16 protein-coding genes are annotated in these 20,535 nt (G+C 55.1%); 11 read left to right on the top strand and 5 right to left on the bottom strand.

Annotation, left to right across the window (positions count from 1 at the left end; all coding sequences use genetic code 11):
* Positions 1-4: 4 nt before the first annotated feature.
* From BQ8290_RS03005 to BQ8290_RS02980, 6 genes are all read left to right on the top strand, one after another.
* Positions 5-622, top strand: a complete 618-nt coding sequence (locus tag BQ8290_RS03005) for a GDSL-type esterase/lipase family protein (protein ID WP_108787503.1) — start codon at positions 5-7, stop codon at positions 620-622.
* 156 nt (positions 623-778) lie between these two features.
* Complete coding sequence (gene dnaN / locus BQ8290_RS03000; RefSeq protein WP_108787501.1) at positions 779-1,906, top strand: DNA polymerase III subunit beta; 1,128 nt, start codon at positions 779-781, stop codon at positions 1,904-1,906.
* Positions 1,906-2,352 carry a hypothetical protein gene (locus BQ8290_RS02995; RefSeq protein WP_108787499.1) on the top strand — a complete coding sequence of 149 codons (447 nt, stop codon included), beginning with the start codon at positions 1,906-1,908 and terminating at the stop codon, positions 2,350-2,352. The genes dnaN and BQ8290_RS02995 overlap by 1 nt, the downstream gene beginning before the upstream one ends.
* The gene (locus BQ8290_RS02990) at positions 2,349-3,026 is read left to right on the top strand and encodes a glutathione S-transferase N-terminal domain-containing protein (RefSeq protein WP_108787497.1); all 678 of its coding nucleotides are present in this window, start codon (positions 2,349-2,351) and stop codon (positions 3,024-3,026) included. The genes BQ8290_RS02995 and BQ8290_RS02990 overlap by 4 nt, the downstream gene beginning before the upstream one ends.
* A gap of 36 nt (positions 3,027-3,062) precedes the next feature.
* On the top strand, positions 3,063-4,175 hold the full coding sequence (locus tag BQ8290_RS02985) for a DUF2855 family protein (RefSeq protein WP_108787495.1): 1,113 nt from the start codon (positions 3,063-3,065) through the stop codon (positions 4,173-4,175).
* Complete coding sequence (locus BQ8290_RS02980; RefSeq protein ID WP_108787493.1) at positions 4,175-4,636, top strand: hypothetical protein; 462 nt, start codon at positions 4,175-4,177, stop codon at positions 4,634-4,636. Before BQ8290_RS02985 ends, BQ8290_RS02980 begins: the two co-directional genes overlap by 1 nt.
* 13 nt (positions 4,637-4,649) lie before the next feature.
* On the opposite strand, the gene BQ8290_RS02975 is transcribed toward BQ8290_RS02980, so the two are convergent.
* Positions 4,650-6,416, bottom strand: a complete 1,767-nt coding sequence (locus BQ8290_RS02975) for an amidohydrolase family protein (RefSeq protein ID WP_108787491.1) — start codon at positions 6,414-6,416, stop codon at positions 4,650-4,652.
* A gap of 69 nt (positions 6,417-6,485) precedes the next feature.
* Between BQ8290_RS02975 and BQ8290_RS02970 the strand changes: the two genes are divergently transcribed.
* Positions 6,486-7,385: an alpha/beta fold hydrolase gene (locus tag BQ8290_RS02970; protein ID WP_108787489.1), complete on the top strand. Its 900-nt coding sequence runs from the start codon at positions 6,486-6,488 to the stop codon at positions 7,383-7,385.
* Between the two features lies 1 nt (position 7,386).
* Here the strand turns inward: BQ8290_RS02970 and BQ8290_RS02965 are convergent, their stop codons facing one another.
* The 3 genes from BQ8290_RS02965 to BQ8290_RS02955 form a co-directional block, all read right to left on the bottom strand.
* Positions 7,387-8,805, bottom strand: a complete 1,419-nt coding sequence (locus tag BQ8290_RS02965; protein ID WP_337660950.1) for an MFS transporter — start codon at positions 8,803-8,805, stop codon at positions 7,387-7,389.
* A gap of 129 nt (positions 8,806-8,934) precedes the next feature.
* Complete coding sequence (locus BQ8290_RS02960; RefSeq protein ID WP_108787485.1) at positions 8,935-9,783, bottom strand: alpha/beta fold hydrolase; 849 nt, start codon at positions 9,781-9,783, stop codon at positions 8,935-8,937.
* Between the two features lie 132 nt (positions 9,784-9,915).
* On the bottom strand, positions 9,916-11,613 hold the full coding sequence (locus BQ8290_RS02955) for an alpha/beta fold hydrolase (protein ID WP_108787483.1): 1,698 nt from the start codon (positions 11,611-11,613) through the stop codon (positions 9,916-9,918).
* 286 nt (positions 11,614-11,899) lie between these two features.
* Between BQ8290_RS02955 and BQ8290_RS02945 the strand changes: the two genes are divergently transcribed.
* The 3 genes from BQ8290_RS02945 (at position 11,900) to lepA (ending at position 18,384) form a co-directional block, all read left to right on the top strand.
* Entirely contained in the window at positions 11,900-14,071 is a 2,172-nt protein-coding gene (locus BQ8290_RS02945; RefSeq protein ID WP_108787479.1) for an EAL domain-containing protein, read from the top strand.
* Positions 14,072-14,281: 210 nt separating this feature from the next.
* Positions 14,282-16,453, top strand: a complete 2,172-nt coding sequence (locus BQ8290_RS02940) for a putative bifunctional diguanylate cyclase/phosphodiesterase (RefSeq protein ID WP_337660949.1) — start codon at positions 14,282-14,284, stop codon at positions 16,451-16,453.
* Between the two features lie 113 nt (positions 16,454-16,566).
* Positions 16,567-18,384 (top strand): translation elongation factor 4, encoded by a 1,818-nt coding sequence (lepA, locus tag BQ8290_RS02935; RefSeq protein WP_108787477.1) that lies wholly within the window; start codon positions 16,567-16,569, stop codon positions 18,382-18,384.
* Positions 18,385-18,431: 47 nt separating this feature from the next.
* Here the strand turns inward: lepA and BQ8290_RS02930 are convergent, their stop codons facing one another.
* Entirely contained in the window at positions 18,432-19,826 is a 1,395-nt protein-coding gene (locus BQ8290_RS02930; RefSeq protein ID WP_108787475.1) for a DUF2341 domain-containing protein, read from the bottom strand.
* 346 nt (positions 19,827-20,172) lie between these two features.
* Between BQ8290_RS02930 and BQ8290_RS02920 the strand changes: the two genes are divergently transcribed.
* A complete protein-coding gene (locus BQ8290_RS02920) occupies positions 20,173-20,532 on the top strand; it encodes a hypothetical protein (protein WP_337660948.1) in 360 nt (119 codons plus the stop codon).
* Positions 20,533-20,535: the final 3 nt, after the last annotated feature.

The raw sequence follows: 20,535 nt of genomic DNA, 5'->3' as shown, positions 1-20,535 counted from the left end.
TGCGGTGAAACACATCGTACTGTGCGGAGATTCTATCTTCGACAATGCCAGCTATGTGGATGGCGGCCCCGATGTCGCGGCACAATTGCGCGCGTGCCTTGATCCAGAGGACAAAGTCACGTTGCTTGCGGTGGATGGCAGCATCAGCCGTCAGGTAGAGACGCAATTGGTCGACTTGCCATCGGACGCCACCCATTTGATCGTTTCGACCGGCGGTAACGATGTGCTCCACAATGCGGCATTGCTTGAACAAAAGACCGCAACCATCGCCAGCGCGATGGCGGTGTTGATGGCGGCAAACGGGGCGTTTGCGCCCGAACATGCCGGTGCCGTTCAACTGGCCAGGCAGTTGGACCTACCGGTTGCCTTCTGCACGATTTACGATGCCAATATGGGGCCATTGATAACGACCGCACTGTCGATCTTTAACGATGCAATCACGCGGAATGTTCATGCGGCGGGGGTCGATTTGATCGACTTGCGATTGATCTGTCCTGAGATTGGAGATTACGCCAATCCGATCGAACCGTCTGTCCAAGGGGGCGAAAAGATTGCAGCGGCGATTTCGCGATATGCAAAGGCCGTAAGGCAACAGGGCGCAGGAACACGCGTTTTTGTTTGAATGCGGCCCCTTATCCCCAAGGGAATCCCGCCGCTTAGCGCCCTGAACTTGCCCGCCTTGCCCGGTTCGCTAAGGTTTTCCCGAACCAATCGGTGTTTTTGGGGCGATTCCGCGTCCTATGACGCCATCTAAGGCACATAAAGTAGGGTAAACCTGATGAAGGCTACGATCGAACGCGCGACGCTCTTGCGTTGTCTCTCCCATGTTCAGTCGGTGGTTGAACGCCGCAACACGATTCCCATCCTCTCCAACGTCCTGATCGACGCGTCGGACGGCGGCAGTGTGAAGGTGATGGCCACCGATCTCGACCTTCAGGTCGTCGAAACAATGAGCGCAGCCTCGGTCGAAACACCCGGCGCGATCACCGTGTCGGCGCATTTGCTCTTCGATATTGCGCGCAAACTGCCCGATGGCAGCCAGGTCAGCCTGGAGACAGCCGAAAATCGGATGGAAATCAAGGCAGGGCGCAGCCGGTTTAAATTGCCGACATTGCCGCGCGACGATTTCCCAGTGATTGTAGAGGGCGACTTGCCCACCTCGTTCGAGTTGCCCGCGCGCACTTTGGCGCAGATGATCGATGCCACGCGCTTTGCGATCTCAACCGAGGAAACACGGTACTATCTCAACGGCATCTTCCTGCATGTGACCGATGAGGATGAGCCGGTTTTGAAAGCCGCGGCCACAGACGGCCACCGATTGGCGCGCTTTACTCTCGATCGTCCTGACGGCGCAGAGGGCATGCCCGACGTGATCGTGCCCCGCAAAGCAGTCGCGGAATTGCGCAAGCTGCTCGAAGAGGCGATGGATGGTTCGGTTCAGGTCGATCTGTCCGCCAGCAAAGTGCGTTTCACCTTGTCCGGCGAAGGCGGTATGGTCTTGACCAGCAAACTGATCGACGGAACATTCCCGGATTATAGTCGTGTTATTCCAACGGGTAACGACAAGATCTTGAAAGTTGACCCTAAGGTATTTTTCCAAGGTGTCGACCGGGTTGCGACCATCGCGACCGAGAAAACGCGGGCCGTTAAAATGGGCTTGGATAATGATCGCGTCACATTGTCGGTCACATCACCCGACAACGGCAACGCAGCCGAAGAATTGGCGGCTTCCTATTCCAGCGAAGGGTTTGAGATCGGTTTTAATGCCAATTATCTCAAAGACATACTGGGGCAATTTGACAGCGCAGAGATCGAATTGCACCTCGCGGATGCGGGCGCTCCGACATTGATCCGCGAAGACGATGGCAGCGCGGCACTTTACGTCCTTATGCCGATGCGCGTTTGATGATCCGCGCAGCGACCCGGATCGGGCTGACATTGGGGGCGGCTTTGGTCGCGTTCACACCGCTTCATGCGCAAGATGAGGCGTTTGAGCCGGCGTTCAATGCGGAATCTGATCTGGATTGTGCCATCTTTATCGGTGCTCTCATGGCGGAAAGCGAAGCGGCGATGACCCCCGACAATCGGTTGGGGCTTACATCGGCTTTGACTTACTTTGTTGGTCGCTACGAAGCGCAGCGCGGAATCGAAATTGCTGATGCGTTTGCAGAACGTTATCCGATCTACCTCGACCTAAATCCAGCCGAGCTGCAGCAGATTTGTTCGGTCCGGATGCGCGCGTTCAGCGCACGGTTGCAGGAAGTGACCAGCGTGATGTCACGGGTATCGACTGCGCCACCAGTGTCCGACCCGGCGGCGCAAGATGAGCAAGTCACCGAACCGTCTGAATGAAATCGATGGATAGGACGTCGGCCCCGGATGCGCAGTTGCGCATTTATGGAACGGTCATCTCCACATACACACGCATTGTTCAGATTGTTTGTGAAGAATCGGGCGTAACCCACGAAACTAAAGCGACTGCTGCGAATTCTCCGAACAATCGACACCCTTTTGGAAAAGTGCCGGTGGTTGAGGTCGATGGTCTAGAATTGATCGAAACTGTGGCGATCACGCAGTATGTCGACAACGCGCACAACAATTCCGCACTCCAACCCAGTGACCCTGCCGGACGTGCGGTGATGGATAAATGGATCGCTATCGGCAACGCCTACCTATTTCCTCTGTTCGAAAACGGGTTGGTGATGCCGTGGATCATGCACAGGGTCGCCGGATTTGATCTGGATCAAGACAAGATCGCGCGCGCACTTCCTCAGATTAGCCGCGCATTGGGGTTTTTGGAGGCGGAATTGGCCAATGACGGCGCGTGGACCGCGCTGCGATCGGACAACGGGGAAACCGGGGCTTTCACACTAGCCGATGTGTTTTTGTATCCGATCGTTCGGGGCCTTCAGCTGACACCGCAAGGGCAAGTCGGTATCAGCCAATGCGATGCTCTGGCCGCGTGGCTTGCCGTTTGTGAAAATCGTCCTTCGATTGCTGCTACACGGTGGGAAAGCGAACCGTGATAGGCTAGACTCTCTGCAAAGAGGAGATATCTGAACATGTCACAAGCTGCAGCCACTCTACAACAAGTCCACGTCCAGAAGGACGCACTCACCAACGCCGCGGTTGCGGTCGCCGACTTAGGTGCTTTGGCCGATGGCGCGGTTCGGATGGTGGTTGAAAGCTTCTCTGTCACAGCGAACAACATCACATATGCCGTGGTGGGTGATGGTTTCGGTTACTGGAATTTCTTCCCGCCTAAGGCCGACAACGCCGATGGGTTGGGCATCGTACCCATGTGGGGCCATGCCAAAGTGATTGAAAGCAACAGCGCCGACATCGCCGTGGGTGAGCGGGTTTACGGCTATCTTCCGATGGGCAGCCATTTGGATGTTGTGCCAGGCAATGTGACCGCGGCCAGCTTCTCAGACAAGACCGATTATCGCCAACCGATGAGCCCGGTTTACAACAATTACACCCGTCTTGCCGCCGATCCTGAGCATGATCCCGCGCGTGAGAATGAGCGGATGATCTACGGCCCGCTGTTCAAAACCGGCTTTATCATTGATTATTTCATGCGGTCAGAAAGCTGGTTTGGTGCAGAGCAGGTGATCCTCACCAGCGCCTCGTCCAAAACCGCGATGGGTCTTGCAAGCGTGGCAAAGCAAAATTCACCCGGTGTAAAACGCATCGGCCTAACTTCGCCGGGCAATGTCGATTTCGTGAAATCGACCGGCTTGTATGACGATGTGGTAGCCTATGATGACCTATCAAAGGTCGCGACTGAAAACAGCGTGAGCGTCGATTTTGCTGGCAACGCCAAATTGCTGGCCAGCATTCACGGACATTTTGGGGACAGCCTCAAATATTCCTGCCTTGTTGGCGCGACCCATATTGAGGATCGCGGCGCTGCGATGGGCGGCGCAACCGATCTACCGGGACCAAAGCCAGTCTTGTTGTTTGCACCTGACCACTTCGTTGCGTTTTTCAAAGAGCACGGCCCCATCGAAGGTGGCAAGATGATCGCCAAGACATGGCACGGTTTCCTCAGCGCGGTCGAAGGCACAGTGGATATTGTGTCGCTCAAAGGGTTGGACGCGGCGCGCGAAACCTATTTGACCATGATTGGCGGCACGGTCGATCCGGCCAAAGGTATCGTGATCGAACCGTAATGCAGGATGCCGACGTGACGTTGTACGTCGCTATTGCCTTCCCATTCTTCTTTTTCGCGATGTGGATCGTGACCACGGCGTTGTTACCCAGAATTAGCGGATGGGCGCGGCTTGAGGATGAACTCCCCGACCGCCCCGATCCTGCGCATGCAAAGCTGCGTTTTGAAGCCTTCTACCTGGGGCGGGGTAAGCTTGGCGTATCCTATCGCGGATGCGTGACGTTCGAAGTGTGTCAGACGGGTTTGCGGGTAAGGGTTTGGAAGCTCTTCGCGCCGTTCAGCCGACCCATTTTCATCCCGTGGAACGCGGTTGAAACCGAATTCGCCAAAGTTTTCTTTGTTCAAGCAACCCGTATGAAAATTGGGCAGGGCGGAGAGTTCTGGATGACCATTCCTCTTCGCTCTGCACACAACATCGCCCGCGCATCAGGCGGCCGTTTCATCATTCCCGATCGCGGTTAAGCGCGGCGGAGAATTACTCCGCCGCCTCTGCCAACTGCGCACGTTGTGGCCCTCGGATCAAGCCGCCCGGTGTTGCGCCGGTCCATTTGCCTTCTTCGAATGTCACTTCGCCGTTCTTGATCGTGCAGGCATAGCCATCGGCCTTTTGCAGCAGACGCTTGCCGCCTGCGGGCAGATCGAACGCCAACCAAGGGCGGCCGAGTTTCAGGCGCTCCATATCGATCACATTGATATCGGCGAGATAGCCCGGCGCGATCACGCCGCGATCTTCCAATCCGTATAGGACGGCGGTGTCGCGACATTGACGTTTCATCGCCTGCTCTAGGGTAATCCGGTCGCCACGGCGGCGGCTTTTAACCCAGTGTTCCAGCATGAATGTCGGCGAAGCCGCGTCGCAAATGGTGCCGCAATGCGCGCCGCCATCGGACAGCGAATTCACGGTGTCGTCGGAATGTTGCAACGGATGGAGAAAATCGAGATTGCCATCGATGTAGTTCAAGATCGGCAGGTAAATGAACCCGGTCCCGTCTTCTGCACACAGCATGTTGTACGCGTATTCTTGTGGATCGATACCGGCCCCTTGTGCGCGGGCATTCACACTGGCGGATGCCTCTGGCTCGTAATCGAAATCCGGGTCCATTTCATACTGCAAAGCCCACCCTTGGGTGATGACCATGACCACTTCGATAATGTCCATCGGCGCTTCGGAATAATCGTTGGCTTCCGACAAGAGCTGCTTCTTAAACGCGGGATCGAGCAGTTTTGCTTTCTGATCTGCCCAAGGAAGATCTGCGATCGTTTGCCAGCTTGGGCGGAAGGTGAAGGGGTGAACTGTCCCCTGCCACGCCATTACGATCCCGTTTCCGCGCAGCGCGATTTGCGCCACGATGTTGGCGCCGTTGTCATTCTCTGCGCGCATTGACGTAATCATTTCATCAAGCGTCATATCTTTCTTTACCGACTGTAGAGCGGCAAAGGTAACAGGGACTTGAGCTTCTCGGCTGAGTTTGCCCATCCAGCCAAATTCATCCCATTCGCGCATCATGTCGCTGGCCATCTCAAACACAGCATGACCGCCGCCGCGCTGCCCGCGGCCCATTGCGTGGCCGATGGCCACCAATTCTTCGGGCGTCGCGGTGGTGCCGGGGACCAGTTCGCCATCCACCGATTTGTGCAGCACTGTGCGTGAGGTCGAAAAGCCCAATGCGCCGGCGCGCACGCCTTCCTCGACGATATCGGACATTTGCTTGATGTCCTCTTCGGTTGGAACCGCGCCGGGTTGCTCACGATCGCCCAAGACATAGGCGCGGACCGCGCCGTGCGGCACATGGGTTGCTACATCGATGCTACGAGGCATCTTTTCCAGCGCGTCGAGATATTCTGGGAAGGTTTCCCAATCCCATGTGATCCCTTCGGCCAAGGCCGTGCCGGGAATATCTTCGACCCCTTCCATCAGACTGATCAACCATTCGTGGCGGTCGGGTTTTGCGGGGGCAAAGCCAACGCCGCAATTGCCCATGACAACGGTGGTGACGCCGTGCCAGCTCGATGGGGCCATTTCCTGATCCCATGTTGCCTGACCATCATAGTGGGTGTGAATATCAACAAAGCCTGGAGCGACGATTTGCCCGGTTGCGTCGATTTCTTGTTCGGCATCGCCGGTGATGGTTCCAACGCCCGCGATAAGGCCGTCTTTAACCGCAACGTCGCCCGTAAACGCCTCTGCGCCCGTTCCATCGACAATGGTCCCGCCCCGGATGATGAGGTCATAAGTCGCCATGATTTTCTCTCCCAGTCTTTATTTGATACTGGTTTAGCATAAGTGGCGGCCCGCTGCTATGGAGTCTCCATGAGCAAAACAGCCAGTTGGTCACCCGATCCCGACAGCGGGATCACCGTCGATTTTGTGAAGACTCAGGGTCTGACCTTCGAAGTCGCCATGGCGGGGGAAGGGGACCATTTGGCACTTATGCTCCACGGCTTTCCTGAGCTGCACTATTCATGGCGTCATCAAATGCCTTTGTTGGCGAAGATGGGGTACCGAGTTTGGGCCCCGAACATTCGCGGGTATGGCGGAACCGACCGCCCTAGCGAAGTGCGTGATTATGCGCTGGATCGGCTGACTCAGGATGTGGCGGACTTGATCGATGCCAGCGGGGCCAAACAGGTCACGTTGTTCGCGCATGATTGGGGTGCGATCATTGCTTGGGCATTTGCGATAACAAAGCTTCGCCCGCTTACCCGCCTTGTGATAATGAACGTGCCCCATCCGATGGTGGCGCGGCGCGAAATTCGGCATTGGCGCCAATTCAAAAAGAGCTGGTACATCTTTGCTTTCCAGCTTCCTTGGCTGCCCGAACGGATGTTGGCGCGAAAAGGTGGCAACGCGGTTGGGGATTTGATCGCGAAAACATCCTGCAACCCAGAAGCCTTTGGCCCAGAGGAACGCGCAATTTACAGCGAGGCGAGCCGACGGCCAGGCGCAAGGACCGCGATGGTCAATTATTACCGAGCTTTGCTGCGCCATGATGACACAATTGATTTGGGCGATGCCCGTGTGGATGTGCCGACCTTAATGGTGTGGGGCGAAGAAGACGTTGCTCTCAACATTCATTGCACCGAAGGCACAGAGGAGTGGGTGAGCGATTTCACGCTCAAGCGATTGCCCGGCGTTTCGCATTGGGTTCAACAAGATGCGCCGGACGATGTGAATGCGATAATCGCAGATTGGTTGCCGCCTGCAGGCTAAGTCAGGTCCCGCCTAAGGCGCGATCGGGCATCTTAACAAACAATAGGACTGCAAGGCCGCTGGCGAACAGCAAGCAGATCGAAGCCATTCCGATGCGTTGATCGTTGAACGCTGTCGTGAAGGTTTCGACCAGCAATGGTCCCATCCAAACGGTTATCGTCCCGGCAATCGCATAGAGACCGAAGAATTCGCCGCTGCGCCCCGATGGAGCGAGTGTGACCAACATCGCACGGCTGGATGAGATGCTGGCTGTTACGGTGACGGCAACGACACTGATCAATGCCAAATAGGTAAGATCAGACAGCGTCTTGAACACCAAGCCATCCCACATTTGGTAGTTCGCAATAGCGCCGAAAAACAACGTGTCCTGTGTAAGCGAAAGCTGCGCTGAAAAGGCGGCGACCATGCCCAAAATCTCAATAATCAGCGCGTTTTTGACGCCAACCTTGCCATCGAGCCAACCGCCGAAGATGCCGCCGAAAAACGCAAAGATCGACCCGAAAATCGCGTATGACAGCATCTCTAGAAAGCCCCATTCGAGGAAGAGAGCGACATAGACCGCGCTGAGGGCGAGCAATGCGGCCATACCGTCAGCGTACAGCATCCGAGCGATGAGGAATTTGGCCAATTGGCGGTAGTTCCTCACTTCGCGCACGGTTGTGAGGACGGCTTTAAAACCAGTTACGATTGCCGCGCGCCAGCTCGCGCCCGGAAGGCCGGGATCCTTTGCATTGAGGAAGAAAGGGATCGAAAATGTTGCGAGCCAAACTGCGCAAATAGGTCCGGTCATTCGGGCATGGTCAAAAGTTGAAAGATCAACGCCAAACTGCGGCTCAACAAACGGCCAACCGATGGCACCGGGCAAAATGAAGAGCAGGGCAATCGCAACAAAGATCAACACAGCCGCCAGATTACCCAGCCCCAATCCCAGACCCGAAATCATCGAAAGGCGGGCCGGTTCACCCGACACCGATAGCATCGCGTTGTGGGTAACCTCGGAGTATGTGTAGCTGACATAGGCCACGACCAGCAGCGCCATAATCGCCCACACGGGCAAGCCTGCGCCACCGGGTTGCGCGAACCAAAGCATCGCGGATGAAACGGTGATCGCGCCTAGAAAGACAGCCAATAGCGGCTTCAATCGCCCGCCGCGATCCAATGCTGCTCCCAAAAATGGAGCGGTGAGGGCGGCGATGAGACCGGCCCACTTTGTCACAGATGCGATGGTCGCTTGGCCTTGGGCGTTGGCGGTTTTTCGCGCTTCGTCGGGCGCAAGTGCATCCAATTCACCGCTTGCGAGAAGGTCTGCCCCAATGATGTCGCGCGCGAAATAGGGCGCGAAAATGTAGATGACGATCAGGATGTAATACGGGTTACGCGCCCATTCAAAAACAGCCCAAGCGAATCCAGTTTTATCCAATGCTCCGCCCGTGCCGCTGTGGGCCCGGGCCGGGACGGATTCCGCGTGCGGAATGGCTGTTGCGATCGCAATTCTCCCTATGCCCGGTTTAGTCGGGCGGACGCCCCGTATTCCTTTGCCGCGCCTTTGTTAGGCTGCGAGCTCTTCTTCATTGTCCGGGGCGTCCAAAAAATCCCGCATCGCCTCAGTGCATTCTTCTTTATGCGACAACAAGAACAGGTGACCGCCGCCTTTCATGACGACCAGTTCGCTGTTGGGGATCAGCATGTTGAGAAATTTGCCATTGGTTAGCGGCACGATCGCATCGTCATCGCCCATCATGATCAATGTTTCCTGTTTCAACAGGAACGGCAAAGCCGGCGCGCTGGTCCAACCCAACATGCACATCAATTGGTACATATACCCGCGCGGAGATGGCGGTTTAAGGCGCGACATATGCCCGCCTTTCCCTTGAGATTTGCCCAGACCTTCGCCGTAAAGCGTCTCAAAATTCTTCATCATGAATTCTGGATCGATGTATCGGCGTGGATTGGCCATTTTGGTCAAGGCTTTGGGACTTCCTGGCATCATCAACATGCCCGCACTGGTCGCGATCAAAACGACGCGGCGCGTGCGTGCGGCGTGCTGCATGGCGAAATGCTGCGCAATGCCGCCACCCCAACTGATACCCATCACGTCGACTTCATCGACGGCAAATTTGTCCAACAATTGGGCCGCTGTCCAACTGATCGTGAAGGGATTGTAGGGGACCAAAGGATCGGGTGATTCGCCCACGCCCGGCATGTCGAACATGATAAAGGCGCGCTCGCTCAATTCATTGGCAAGCGGGGCAACTGCTTCGATGTTGGCGCCGATGCCGTTGAAGAACAAAACCGGCGGGTGCTCAGTCGCTTCGGTTAGCCTCCATGTAGCAACCCGTAGCGTCCGCCCAGCCACTTGTTCCATGGTGACGACCGCACCGTTCATTGCTTCGCTCATGTATTTCCGTCCTATCGACGCTTATCTCGATACCGGTTTCCCACGCCGATACAGGTAGAAAGCCGCCGTCACAGATCACTGTGACGATGGCCTTCTATAAGCTGTTAATCTCTCATTGCGCCGCTGGTTGTATCAGACTTCTTCTACGACGTAGAGTCCGGGGGCGCTTTCTTGCGGTGGATGGGCTTTGCTTCCCAACGCGTCAGGGGCGGGCAATTTGTCGCCCGAACGGGCCTGAATCCACTCCATCCAATACGGCCACCAACTGCCTTTGACCTCTTCGGTCCCTTGCAGCCATTCATCCGCAGTGTCGGGCAATTTGCCTTTCTTCTTTTGGACGAAATACTTTGCCTTGGGATTGGTGGGTGGGTTCAGGATGGCTTGCATATGGCCCGATTGGCTCAGGACATAAGTCACATTTTTCGCGCCAAACAGCTTGGTCGAACGATAGGTCGCCTTCCACGGGGTAATGTGGTCGGTCACCCCGCCAAGGATGAACATGTCGGATGTGACCTTGCTGAGATCAACATTGTGATCGGCTATTTCGACTTCACCCTTTTTGGTAAAGGCGAGAGTTTCGTAAAGCGTCAGGAAATCGCCCATCAAACTGGCCGACAAATTGGTTGCATCCGCATTCCAGAACAACACGTCAAACGCGGGCGGATCCATGCCCAAGAGGTAGTTGTTGATCACATAGTTCCAGATGAGATCGTTGGGCCGCAACCATGCAAAACCGCGCGCAAGGTCGTCCGCTTTGATCACGCCCTTTTTTGCCGCGCGTTGACGGGCGAGTTTCATGCCATTCTCACTGACCAATGAGCCCGCTTCGATGTCGGTTTGTTCAGGGTGAAGGACACAGACCATCAATGTTAGCGTGCCCAGAATGTCGTTGCCTTTGGCCGCCAATTTTGACGCCAAAACCGATGCCGTTTGGCCGCCGGAACACCCGGCCGACACATTCACTTTGTCCGATCCGGTAATCTCTGCAACCGCAGCTAACGCCTCCTCACATGAAGAGATGTAATCGGCCATATCCCAATGACCTTGGTCCTTGGATGGGTTGCGCCAAGAAATGACAAATGTTTGGAGGCCGTTGTCGACCTGCCATTTGATGATCGATTTTTCCGGCGACAAATCGTTGATGTACATTTTGTTGATTTGCGGTGGCACGGTCAGCTGCGGGATCGCATAGACCTCATCCGTGGTCGGCGCGTAATGGATCAATTCCATCATCTCAGTGCGCAACACGACATTACCCTTCGACGTTGCGACGTTTTCGCCCAGTTTAAAGGGGCGTTTGTCCACTTGGCTCACCATGCCTTTGTTGTGCACGATGTCGTTATACGCGTTCTGCAGGCCTTTGATCAGGGACAGGCCGCCTGAATTGATGATCTGTTTCTGCGCAGTCGGGTTGCCGATCAATGAATTGCTAGGCGCGATCCCATCCAAGATGATGTTTGAGATGAAGTTGGCCCGGTTCCGCTCAAGCTCATCCAGCTCAAGATCCTCAAGCCAATTGCGCATCCCTTTCTGCACGGCGAGGTAATATTGCGCCCCGGCTTTGAAAAACGGATTGAATTGCCACGCCGGGTCCATGAACCGTTTGTCTTTAGGATGAGGGGCGAGATCGCTTTTGCCGGTCATGATTTTCACCATATCCTCGCTCAAGCTTTTGGCGTGCCGGAAGGCTCGGTTCGGGTCGGACGCAGTTTCGCGCAGCAACAACGCAACCGCGCTGACAAAATCTTCACGCGCAACGCCCACCAATGGGCCCAGAGCGTTTGTCGATTGAGCTGCCTCGTTTTCGAGTTTCACCGTGCCGTCTGACATCCGAATTGTCCCCAATTATAGTGTTTCACAACCACGCTATCGCGCATGTTGAACCGTCATTACCCTTGATGGCCTGCAAAAACGCGTATGACAAGATAAGCGATGGCATTGCCGGCCTGTTCTGAATTGATGTGGGTTCTGGATTGTTCTGGATTCACCATTCATCCGGCTTTTTGTCCTGCGGATGATCGGATTAGTATGGATTGGTTAAGTGTGATTATCCATTCTTTCACCTATTTCGATCAAACCGACCATCAAGTGCCTTTTCTAATGGGGAAATGATGCGATGGCCGGCTTGTTCTCGCGGCTAAAAACAAACACGAATGGTCCGGTTGAGGCGGTGTCGCTGAAGTCGTTCGACCATGCGAGCCGTGCGTCTTTGCTGGAAAGTCTAGAAAAATCCGATCTCGGCTGGTTCTGGGCCAGCGACGCCGGGGGACGCATCGTGTATTTGTCGACGCCCGCCGCGCAACGTGTTGGTCGCCCCGTGGGTGAAATCACTGGCCGATCCATCACAGAGGTTTTTCAAACGCTCGAAGACAGCGAAGATGGCGGCACTGAACGCCCGTTGAAATTCCAATTGGCCGCGCGCAATTCAATTAAGCCTGTGACTGTGAAGCTCGATATGGGCGAGGGGCAGTCATGGTGGGAAATCGCCGCGGTCCCGCAAACGGACGGGCAAGGCAAATTCCTTGGCTATCACGGTATTGCTCGGGATGTGTCCGACACATTTGAAAGCGCGCGCAACGCCGAAAAACTGTCGCGCTATGACTCGCTAACGGGTCTTTCCAATCGGTATCGGATGTCGCACCAACTGGGCGCGACGTTGAATGCGTTCAAAGTGTCAAAACGGTCCTGCGCCATCATGTTGATGGATTTGGATCGGTTCAAACAAGTGAACGATACGATGGGCCACCCGGCTGGCGATGAATTGCTGAAACAGGTCGCAGGCCGATTAAAGCGTGTCTTGGGTGACAAAGTAGAGATTGGCCGCATTGGCGGTGACGAATTTCAGGTCATTATGCCCGACGAAGACGATCGCGGCGTTTTGGGCGATTTGGGTCAACGCGTCATCCAAATGGTTTCGCAACCCTATTCCATCAACGGAATGCGCGCGGTCATCGGTTGCTCTGTCGGCATTGCGGTCGCACCATTTGACGGCATCGAAGAAGAAGAACTTATCAAAGCCGCCGATCTCGCGCTGTATTCGGCCAAAGGGGGCGGACGCGGGCAATTCCGGTTCTATTCCAGCGACCTGCGCGATCAGGCTAGCCACCGCCATCAAATCGAGGCGGATTTGCGCGATGCGGTCGCTCGCGATGAGTTGGAAATGCATTATCAACCGATCGTTGATTGCAAAACGCACGAGGTCGCCTGTGTTGAGGCGCTGATGCGTTGGAATCACACCGATCGCGGTATGATTTCTCCGGCGGACTTTATTCCGGTGGCCGAAGAGGTCGGGATTATCCGCGAATTAGGAGAATGGGCTCTCAACAGCGTTTGCGAAACGGTCCAGACATGGCCCGGCAGCATTCGGGCGGCGGTCAATGTGTCCGCTGTTCAATTTTCGGCCGAAGATTTCGTCGACATCGTCAAACGCGCTTTGAAAAACACCGGGATTGATCCCTCACGCGTCGAATTGGAAATCACTGAAAGCGTCTTTGTCGGCGATATGGAGCGGGCTTTGCGCCTCTTCCATGAGCTAAAAGAGCTGGGAGTGCGTTTGTCGTTGGATGATTTTGGGACTGGCTATTCGTCGCTTAGTTATCTGCGCGATGCGCCCTTTGACAAGATCAAGATCGACCAATCCTTTGTTCGCGGATGCACGGCGGAAGACAACAAAAACGACGCCATCATTGCTGCCATCGTCAGTCTGGCGACGGCGCTGGGTATGGAAACAGTCGCCGAAGGTGTTGAGACAAAGGACGAATTGCGGGCCGTCACCGAAGAAGGTGTCTCTCATCTACAAGGCATGCTGTTCTCACGCGCCGTTCCCAGCGATGATATCGTTGAGCGGCTTGAAGCCGGTGAGATGAAATATGTGCCGCGCGGACCGGAAAAATACCGTTCGGAACGGCGGACCGAATTTCGCAAAATCGGCCTGATCCACGGCAATGATCGCTACAATGTCTTTTTGCGCAATCTTTCCAAGACCGGCGCAAAAATCGAAGGTTTGTTGGATGTTCCTGTCGGCACCGACATCGTTATTGACCTTGGCGGTGGGCAATTGGCCGTCGCGTGCGTTCGTCGTTCCGAAGGGTTCAGCCAAGGGGTCGAGTTCGAAACGCCTCTTATCAGCGACGGCGCCGATGGCTTGTGCACACGCCACCGCGTGTCTCCGTACCAGATTGAGGCCGCCGGGAAGCCATTGCGCGCTTTGAACGATGAAGCGGTTGCCGCGATCACCGGAGTAATGGGATCGAGCACGAAATCCTTCGTCGAGGTCGAAATTACATAATTCACCGCGTGAAGGTGCAAGGCGAGGCGATAAATCTTTGCGGATTGTCGGATTTTTTTACGCATTAACCCCTGGTCTTAGTCAAAAAATAACCAACCGGATTTACACCCGATCAAGGACGGTAGCTGGCTACCAAATGCAATGTTCAATGCGATTGAACGGCCATGTGTATGATTGAGAGGGAAGGCGCGGGTGCCCCTAAAGGGTTTCTTGTCTAAAAGCGGGTTGAAATCGACCAAAGCGGCAAGCGCTTTGTCCGATGGGGAAAAACTCGCCATGTTGGATGAGCTCGAGCAATCGGGCCTCGGCTGGTTTTGGGCGAGCGACCGACAGGGCAATCTTACCTATCTGAGTTCTGCAATTGCCGATCGTATTGGCGTCCCACTATCCGATCTCTTGGGCCAACCCTTGGGCACCGTCTTTGTTTCTGCCGATCGGGATGGACGTACCAAATCCCTGCCTCTGATGTTGGGCGCGCACAAAGCGTTTTCCGGGTTCTCGGTTCGGGCAGAGAAATGTTCGGCGAAAGATGCGGGCGGGGCGGTTCTGCGTTTGTCGGGCCGACCAGCGTTTGATGGCGAAGAATTCACCGGCTTTCGCGGCACAGGCGCCGACATCACCGACGAATATTACCGCGAGGAAGAGACCGAGCGGCTTGCCAAGTTCGATTCGCTGACCGGCCTATCCAACCGACATCGGATGCAGCACATTATCGAGACCACGTTGACCGCTTTCAAAGCGGCAAAGCGCAATTGCGCGGTCATGATGTTGGATCTGGATAAATTTAAGCATGTAAATGACACGCTGGGCCATGCGGCTGGCGATGAATTGTTGAAACAAGTCGCCGATCGTTTGTCGCGTTCGATTGAGGTCGAATGCGAAATCGGCCGATTGGGAGGCGATGAATTCCAAGTGATGATCCCGGATATGGATGATCGCGGCGAATTGGGCGAGATCGCGATGAAAATCATCACGATGCTCAAGCAACCTTATTCATTGGAAGAGGGCCGTTGCGTTATTGGCGCATCCATAGGCGTTGCGATTGCCCCCCATGATGGCGTGAATGCGGAAGAAGTTGTGCGGTCCGCCGATTTGGCTTTGTACTCCGCCAAAAACAGCGGGCGGGGTCAATTCCGGTTCTATTCGGGCGAATTGGAGAACGAAGCTCTTTTCCGCCGCCGCCTAGAAGAGAACCTTGGCGTCGCAGTGCGTGAAAAACAGCTCTTCCTGAAATACGAACCGATCGTCACCGCCACTGACGAAACTGTCCGCGCGTTGGAAACTCACATTTGTTGGATGCACGACCAGCGCGGCGAAATCGACGAAGAAGAATTCGCGTCAATATTGGATGGATCAAGCCAAGTCGTAGAAGTGGGCACATGGGCCATTCGCGAAGCGTGCGAACACGCCGCCGGTTGGCCCGACACCGTGCGGGTTGCGGTTAATGTTCCGGTCGCCTTGTTCGCTTCCGACAGTTTTGTCGATTGCGTGTCAGAAGCGCTGACATCCGCGGATCTTCCGGCCCATCGGTTGGAATTGGAGATCAGCGAAGCGGTCTTCTTTGGCGACACGAACGATGTCGATCGTACCTTGGCCCAATTGTTTAAGCTGGGCGTGCGCTTGACATTGGATGAATTTGGCAGCGGCTATTCCAGCTTGGCGTATTTGCGGCGTGCACCGTTTGACGCGATCAAAATCGACGAAGCTTTGGTCAGCGAAGCCGAAGCGCATGACAGCAAAGATCTGGGGTTGATCCGGGCGATTGTCGCCTTGGCCGGCGCGTTGGAAATGGACACAATTGCCAACGGCATTGAAACAACCGATTTGTTTGATCGGCTTAAACAATGCGGCGTGAAATATATGCAGGGCCCGATCTATTCTGACCCCGTCGCACGCGATGTGGCCGACACTGAATTGATCGGTGATGCATGGAAAATCGTGCCCAGCGGCGATCGCACCAAGCGCGCCCGTCGCCGCACCGTTTTCCGCAAGATTCAAGTTATTCACGACGATCACTCTTACGAAGTCACCTTGCGCAATCTGTCGAGAACAGGGGCGCTGATCCAAGGGTTGAACGACGTTCCCAAAGAGACCCAATTTGTGGTCGATTTGGGTGGTGGCCAATTGGCGGTCGCAACAGTCATTCGCACCAATGGCGACACCCAAGGATTGGAGTTTGAACAATCGTTGGTCGATGATGGTTCAGGCGGCCTTTGCACACGCAACCGCGTAAGCCCCTATGCTTTGAGCGCGGCCGGTGCGCCGCTCGCCGCTCTATCCCAAGGTGACTACAAGGGCATGGAAGGCGGCATGTTGAGTGACAATGGCGCGAGCGTGCCATTGTTCGCCTATGCCGCGCCTGCCCGGTGCGAAGCCGCCTGATCCGGTTGAACCGGCTTGGATCTATCCGGGCGCAAGCATTCTGTGGGCTGTTGGCTCAGTTGCAATTTTCTCGAATGACATAGCGCACACAGCCCGCTAAACGCGGCGGTGAAATGACTGACCTCTCCAAAATCCGCAATTTTTCCATCATCGCGCATATCGATCATGGCAAAAGCACTCTGGCCGACCGCTTGATCCAATTCACGGGCGGTCTGACTGAACGTGAAATGTCCGCTCAAGTCCTAGACAATATGGATATTGAGAAAGAGCGCGGCATTACGATCAAGGCGCAAACTGTCCGGTTGAATTACACGGCCAAGAATGGCGAAACCTATCAATTGAATTTGATGGACACGCCGGGCCATGTTGATTTCGCTTACGAAGTGTCGCGCAGCCTTGCTGCGTGCGAAGGCGCGTTGTTGGTGGTGGATGCGGCGCAGGGGGTTGAGGCGCAAACGCTGGCGAATGTGTATCAATCGATTGAACATGATCACGAAATCGTGCCTGTCATCAACAAAGTCGATCTGCCCGCCGCCGAACCCGAACGCGTGCGCGAAGAAATCGAAGAGGTCATCGGGCTAGACGCATCCGAAGCGGTTTTGGCCAGCGCGAAATCAGGCATCGGCATCGAAGAAGTGTTGGAAGCAGTCATCGCTAAGATCCCGGCGCCCAGTGGGGAACGGGATGTGCCGCTCAAAGCGTCACTGGTGGACAGTTGGTACGACCCGTATCTCGGTGTGGTCATTCTGGTCCGCGTGATCGAAGGGGTTTTGAGCAAAGGGCTCAACATCAAATTCATGCAAGGCGGTACCCAGCATCTGATTGACAGGGTCGGGTGTTTCACACCGAAACGCACCGATTTGGAAGAGCTTGGCCCTGGTGAAATCGGTTTCATCACCGCTCAAATCAAAGAAGTCGAACAAGCCCGCGTCGGTGACACGATCACCACGGTGAAGGGCGGGGCAACAGAGGCCCTGCCTGGCTATAAAGAAGTTCAGCCGGTGGTTTTCTGTGGGCTGTTCCCGGTCGACGCCGCCGACTTTGAAAAACTGCGCGAAAGCATTGCAAAACTGCGATTGAACGACGCGAGTTTCTCGTTCGAGATGGAATCAAGCGCCGCGTTGGGCTTTGGTTTTCGCGCCGGTTTCTTGGGATTGCTCCACCTTGAAATCATTCAAGAACGATTGAGCCGTGAATACGATCTCGATTTGATCACGACTGCACCTTCGGTGGTTTACCGCCTGCAATTGGGCAAGACAAAGAACGAAGCGGCAAAAGAAATTATGCTGCACAATCCAGCCGATTGGCCCGATGTTAACCGCATTGAGATGATCGAAGAGCCGTGGATCAAAGCGGTGATTTACACGCCCGATGAATATCTAGGTGCGATCCTCAAATTGTGTCAGGATCGGCGCGGTGTGCAAACCGATCTGACATATGTCGGTGGCCGTGCGCAGGTCACGTATGAATTGCCGCTCAACGAAGTCGTGTTCGATTTCTATGACCGGTTGAAAAGCATTTCGCGCGGATACGCATCGTTTGACTACGAACAAATTGGCCTTCGCGAGGGCGATCTGGTCAAAATGAACATCCTCGTAAACGCAGAGCCGGTCGATGCCTTGTCGTTGATTGTCCATGCCGGCGTTGCCGAAGAACGCGGGCGGGGAATGTGTGAGCGGTTGAAAGATCTGATCCCGCGCCACCTGTTCAAAATCCCCGTTCAGGCCGCGATTGGCGGAAAGATTATTGCCCGTGAAACCATTGCCGCAATGCGCAAAGATGTGACCGCCAAATGTTATGGTGGCGACATTTCACGCAAAAAGAAGCTGTTGGAAAAGCAGAAAAAAGGCAAAGCGAAGATGCGCGAATACGGCAATGTCAGCATCCCTCAAGAGGCGTTTATCGCCGCCTTGAGGATGGGCGAAGAATAAATCGCAGCACGAGAATTGCATATGCGCACCCCGTTTGAGGTGCGGGGCTATTCGATGATCAGCTTTAGCCGGATGACAAAGCTGGGTTGATCGGTGTTATCGGCTGGATTGAGCGACCCGTCCGGTGAAAACCGAACATGGGTGATAGCGCTATCGGTGCCGTCATCGCCGGGTTGCGGCTCGTATCCAAAATCGCTGCCGTCGGTTGAAAATTCGACACCGTCATCATCGTCCAAATGTCCGACCCAATCCAACGCGACGCCGCTGGCGGGACTGCCTTGGACCAATTCAAACGCGTCGGTGCCCACAACCACCAATCGCGCGTCAGCCGGAAGCGTGTCGAGAATATCGATCGTTGTATCGTCGACCCGTTGGCCAGTATTGGCCACGGCGATTTCATAGGTCACAATGGTCCCCGGAAGGGCGAAGTTGCCGCCGCGTGTGTCTTCGAATGTGACGGATGCTTTGTTCACATCCAATCCGATGGGGCACGCTTCTTGCGTGGTGCTGGTCGTGACGCGGATGTTGGTGCAAATCGCCGCGCGCAATGGGAAATTGCTGGTGCGAAGATCGCTATAATTTCCACCAGGCGGGCGGGCCTGAATTTCAATCGGGCCATCACAGCACCCTTCGAAACCAAGCGCTTCGATTCTGTGCCAACCGGCATCCAACATGCGGGTGCCTTCGAATACGTCGGGATTGTTGAAATTGGTCGCCCACCAGATGTCGTCGTTCCAGTCTCCTCCAACCAATGCTTCATTCAGTCGGAAATGACCGCCGCGACCAAAATCGAACCCTCCGCGAAAACTCCATGTACCCTCCTGCGATGGGGCGACGTTGATCAAAGTGCTAACGCATAGGCCGTAATCGCCGTTCGAGCCGCCCAATGTGCGATTGTTGATGCGGAACACGTCGGACCGGATGACATCGGCCACGATGGTGCCGGATTGTTGAAGGGCGCTAAGCCCGTCTTCTCCATTTGACGGATCGGCGGCAGAAACTCTGGAAAACACCCGAATTCCGGTGTTTGGAAAGACCCCGGTTGCATCGGATGCGGAACCGATAAATGCGTTGCCTAGGAAGAAGTTGAACGTTGCAGAGGAACCTGCGGCGAGGCCGGGCGGGCGGATGAAGACAGTTGCTTGTTGCGCTAATGCATCCCAGCGTGAGATGAAGAACGGAATGGGTGTGGTGTTGTCATCGGCAAACACGCGCAGATCGGCGCCATCGCTGCTCATGGAATAGCCAGCCGGCAGATCGGCACCGGTTAAGTCCACGCGGATTTCATCGGAATGGGCGCTGACCCCCGCAGTCGCGGTCACAGCAATCGAGTGTGACCATTCACAACTCAACCGGGATTGCGCCGCTGACGGGGTGCCTGCGACTGCGCCGCCCACTAGAAGAAATGCGAGCCATATCATGAACGTGCATGGGAGCTTCATGCCAATTTCATACCTTCTGGAGCGCGCAAATCAAACCGCCCCCATGTAAACAATCGTGTCTGCACAATGACGACGAATGGGCCAATTACGGGCGCAAGGAACGTGTCATCGCCACCAAATCGGATTTTTTCGGCCAGTTGTGCTCCAAATCGGGGGCTTAGACTTTCAAAACACATCGAAAATGGGTTAAAGCGTCAGCGTTAAGTATCTGCGGATCGTTTTTGGTAACTCTAAGGCGGTTAGCCAGATCGAATTGGCGAAAGGCATTTGGGCCGAAGCAATGGCGAGGATTTTCTTATCATCAGTGGCCATGCCCTTGATTGCAGCAACGCTTCAGGCGGGTTGCATGACCAGTAATGTGGGCGACACTTGCCGTGTGGATGGTGCGCAATTTCTGGGTGTGAGTGCGACTGACGCTGAAATTTGCGAACTGTTTCGGACCAAACTTGGCGAAGCGTTGGGCGACCAAGATAGAACCGATGGGCTGTCCATGACGCTTACCGTTGAAAAGTCTGGAACAATCAACGCCGATATTGCCAAATTGGATGAAGGCAATACAAACATTGAAGCCAAATCGGCCTATCCAACCGTATCTGTAGATGTGATGGACCGACCATTGAATTTAAGTGACGTTGAACGGCTCGCCCAAGCGGCCGCAAATGTCATGGTATCAGAAACCGCCCGCCCTGCGGCCTCAGAACAATAATAG

Origin of the sequence: Erythrobacter sp. Alg231-14 (genome assembly GCF_900149685.1) — a bacterium.
GTDB lineage: Bacteria > Pseudomonadota > Alphaproteobacteria > Sphingomonadales > Sphingomonadaceae > Erythrobacter.
Note: the sequence above shows the minus strand (reverse complement) of the source record. Positions and strands in the feature narration are given on the sequence as shown.

Bases quoted from the DNA above. Each gene is read 5' to 3' on its own strand.
- dnaN (WP_108787501.1), top strand. From the start codon at position 779: ATGAAGGCTACGATCGAACGCGCGACGCTCTTGCGTTGTCTCTCCCAT.
- BQ8290_RS02995 (WP_108787499.1), top strand. From the start codon at position 1,906: ATGATCCGCGCAGCGACCCGGATCGGGCTGACATTGGGGGCGGCTTTG.
- BQ8290_RS02990 (WP_108787497.1), top strand. From the start codon at position 2,349: ATGAAATCGATGGATAGGACGTCGGCCCCGGATGCGCAGTTGCGCATT.
- BQ8290_RS02985 (WP_108787495.1), top strand. From the start codon at position 3,063: ATGTCACAAGCTGCAGCCACTCTACAACAAGTCCACGTCCAGAAGGAC.
- BQ8290_RS02980 (WP_108787493.1), top strand. From the start codon at position 4,175: ATGCAGGATGCCGACGTGACGTTGTACGTCGCTATTGCCTTCCCATTC.
- BQ8290_RS02975 (WP_108787491.1), bottom strand. From the start codon at position 6,416: ATGGCGACTTATGACCTCATCATCCGGGGCGGGACCATTGTCGATGGA.
- BQ8290_RS02970 (WP_108787489.1), top strand. From the start codon at position 6,486: ATGAGCAAAACAGCCAGTTGGTCACCCGATCCCGACAGCGGGATCACC.
- BQ8290_RS02960 (WP_108787485.1), bottom strand. From the start codon at position 9,783: ATGAGCGAAGCAATGAACGGTGCGGTCGTCACCATGGAACAAGTGGCT.
- BQ8290_RS02955 (WP_108787483.1), bottom strand. From the start codon at position 11,613: ATGTCAGACGGCACGGTGAAACTCGAAAACGAGGCAGCTCAATCGACA.
- BQ8290_RS02945 (WP_108787479.1), top strand. From the start codon at position 11,900: ATGGCCGGCTTGTTCTCGCGGCTAAAAACAAACACGAATGGTCCGGTT.
- lepA (WP_108787477.1), top strand. From the start codon at position 16,567: ATGACTGACCTCTCCAAAATCCGCAATTTTTCCATCATCGCGCATATC.
- BQ8290_RS02930 (WP_108787475.1), bottom strand. From the start codon at position 19,826: ATGAAGCTCCCATGCACGTTCATGATATGGCTCGCATTTCTTCTAGTG.
- BQ8290_RS02920 (WP_337660948.1), top strand. From the start codon at position 20,173: ATGACCAGTAATGTGGGCGACACTTGCCGTGTGGATGGTGCGCAATTT.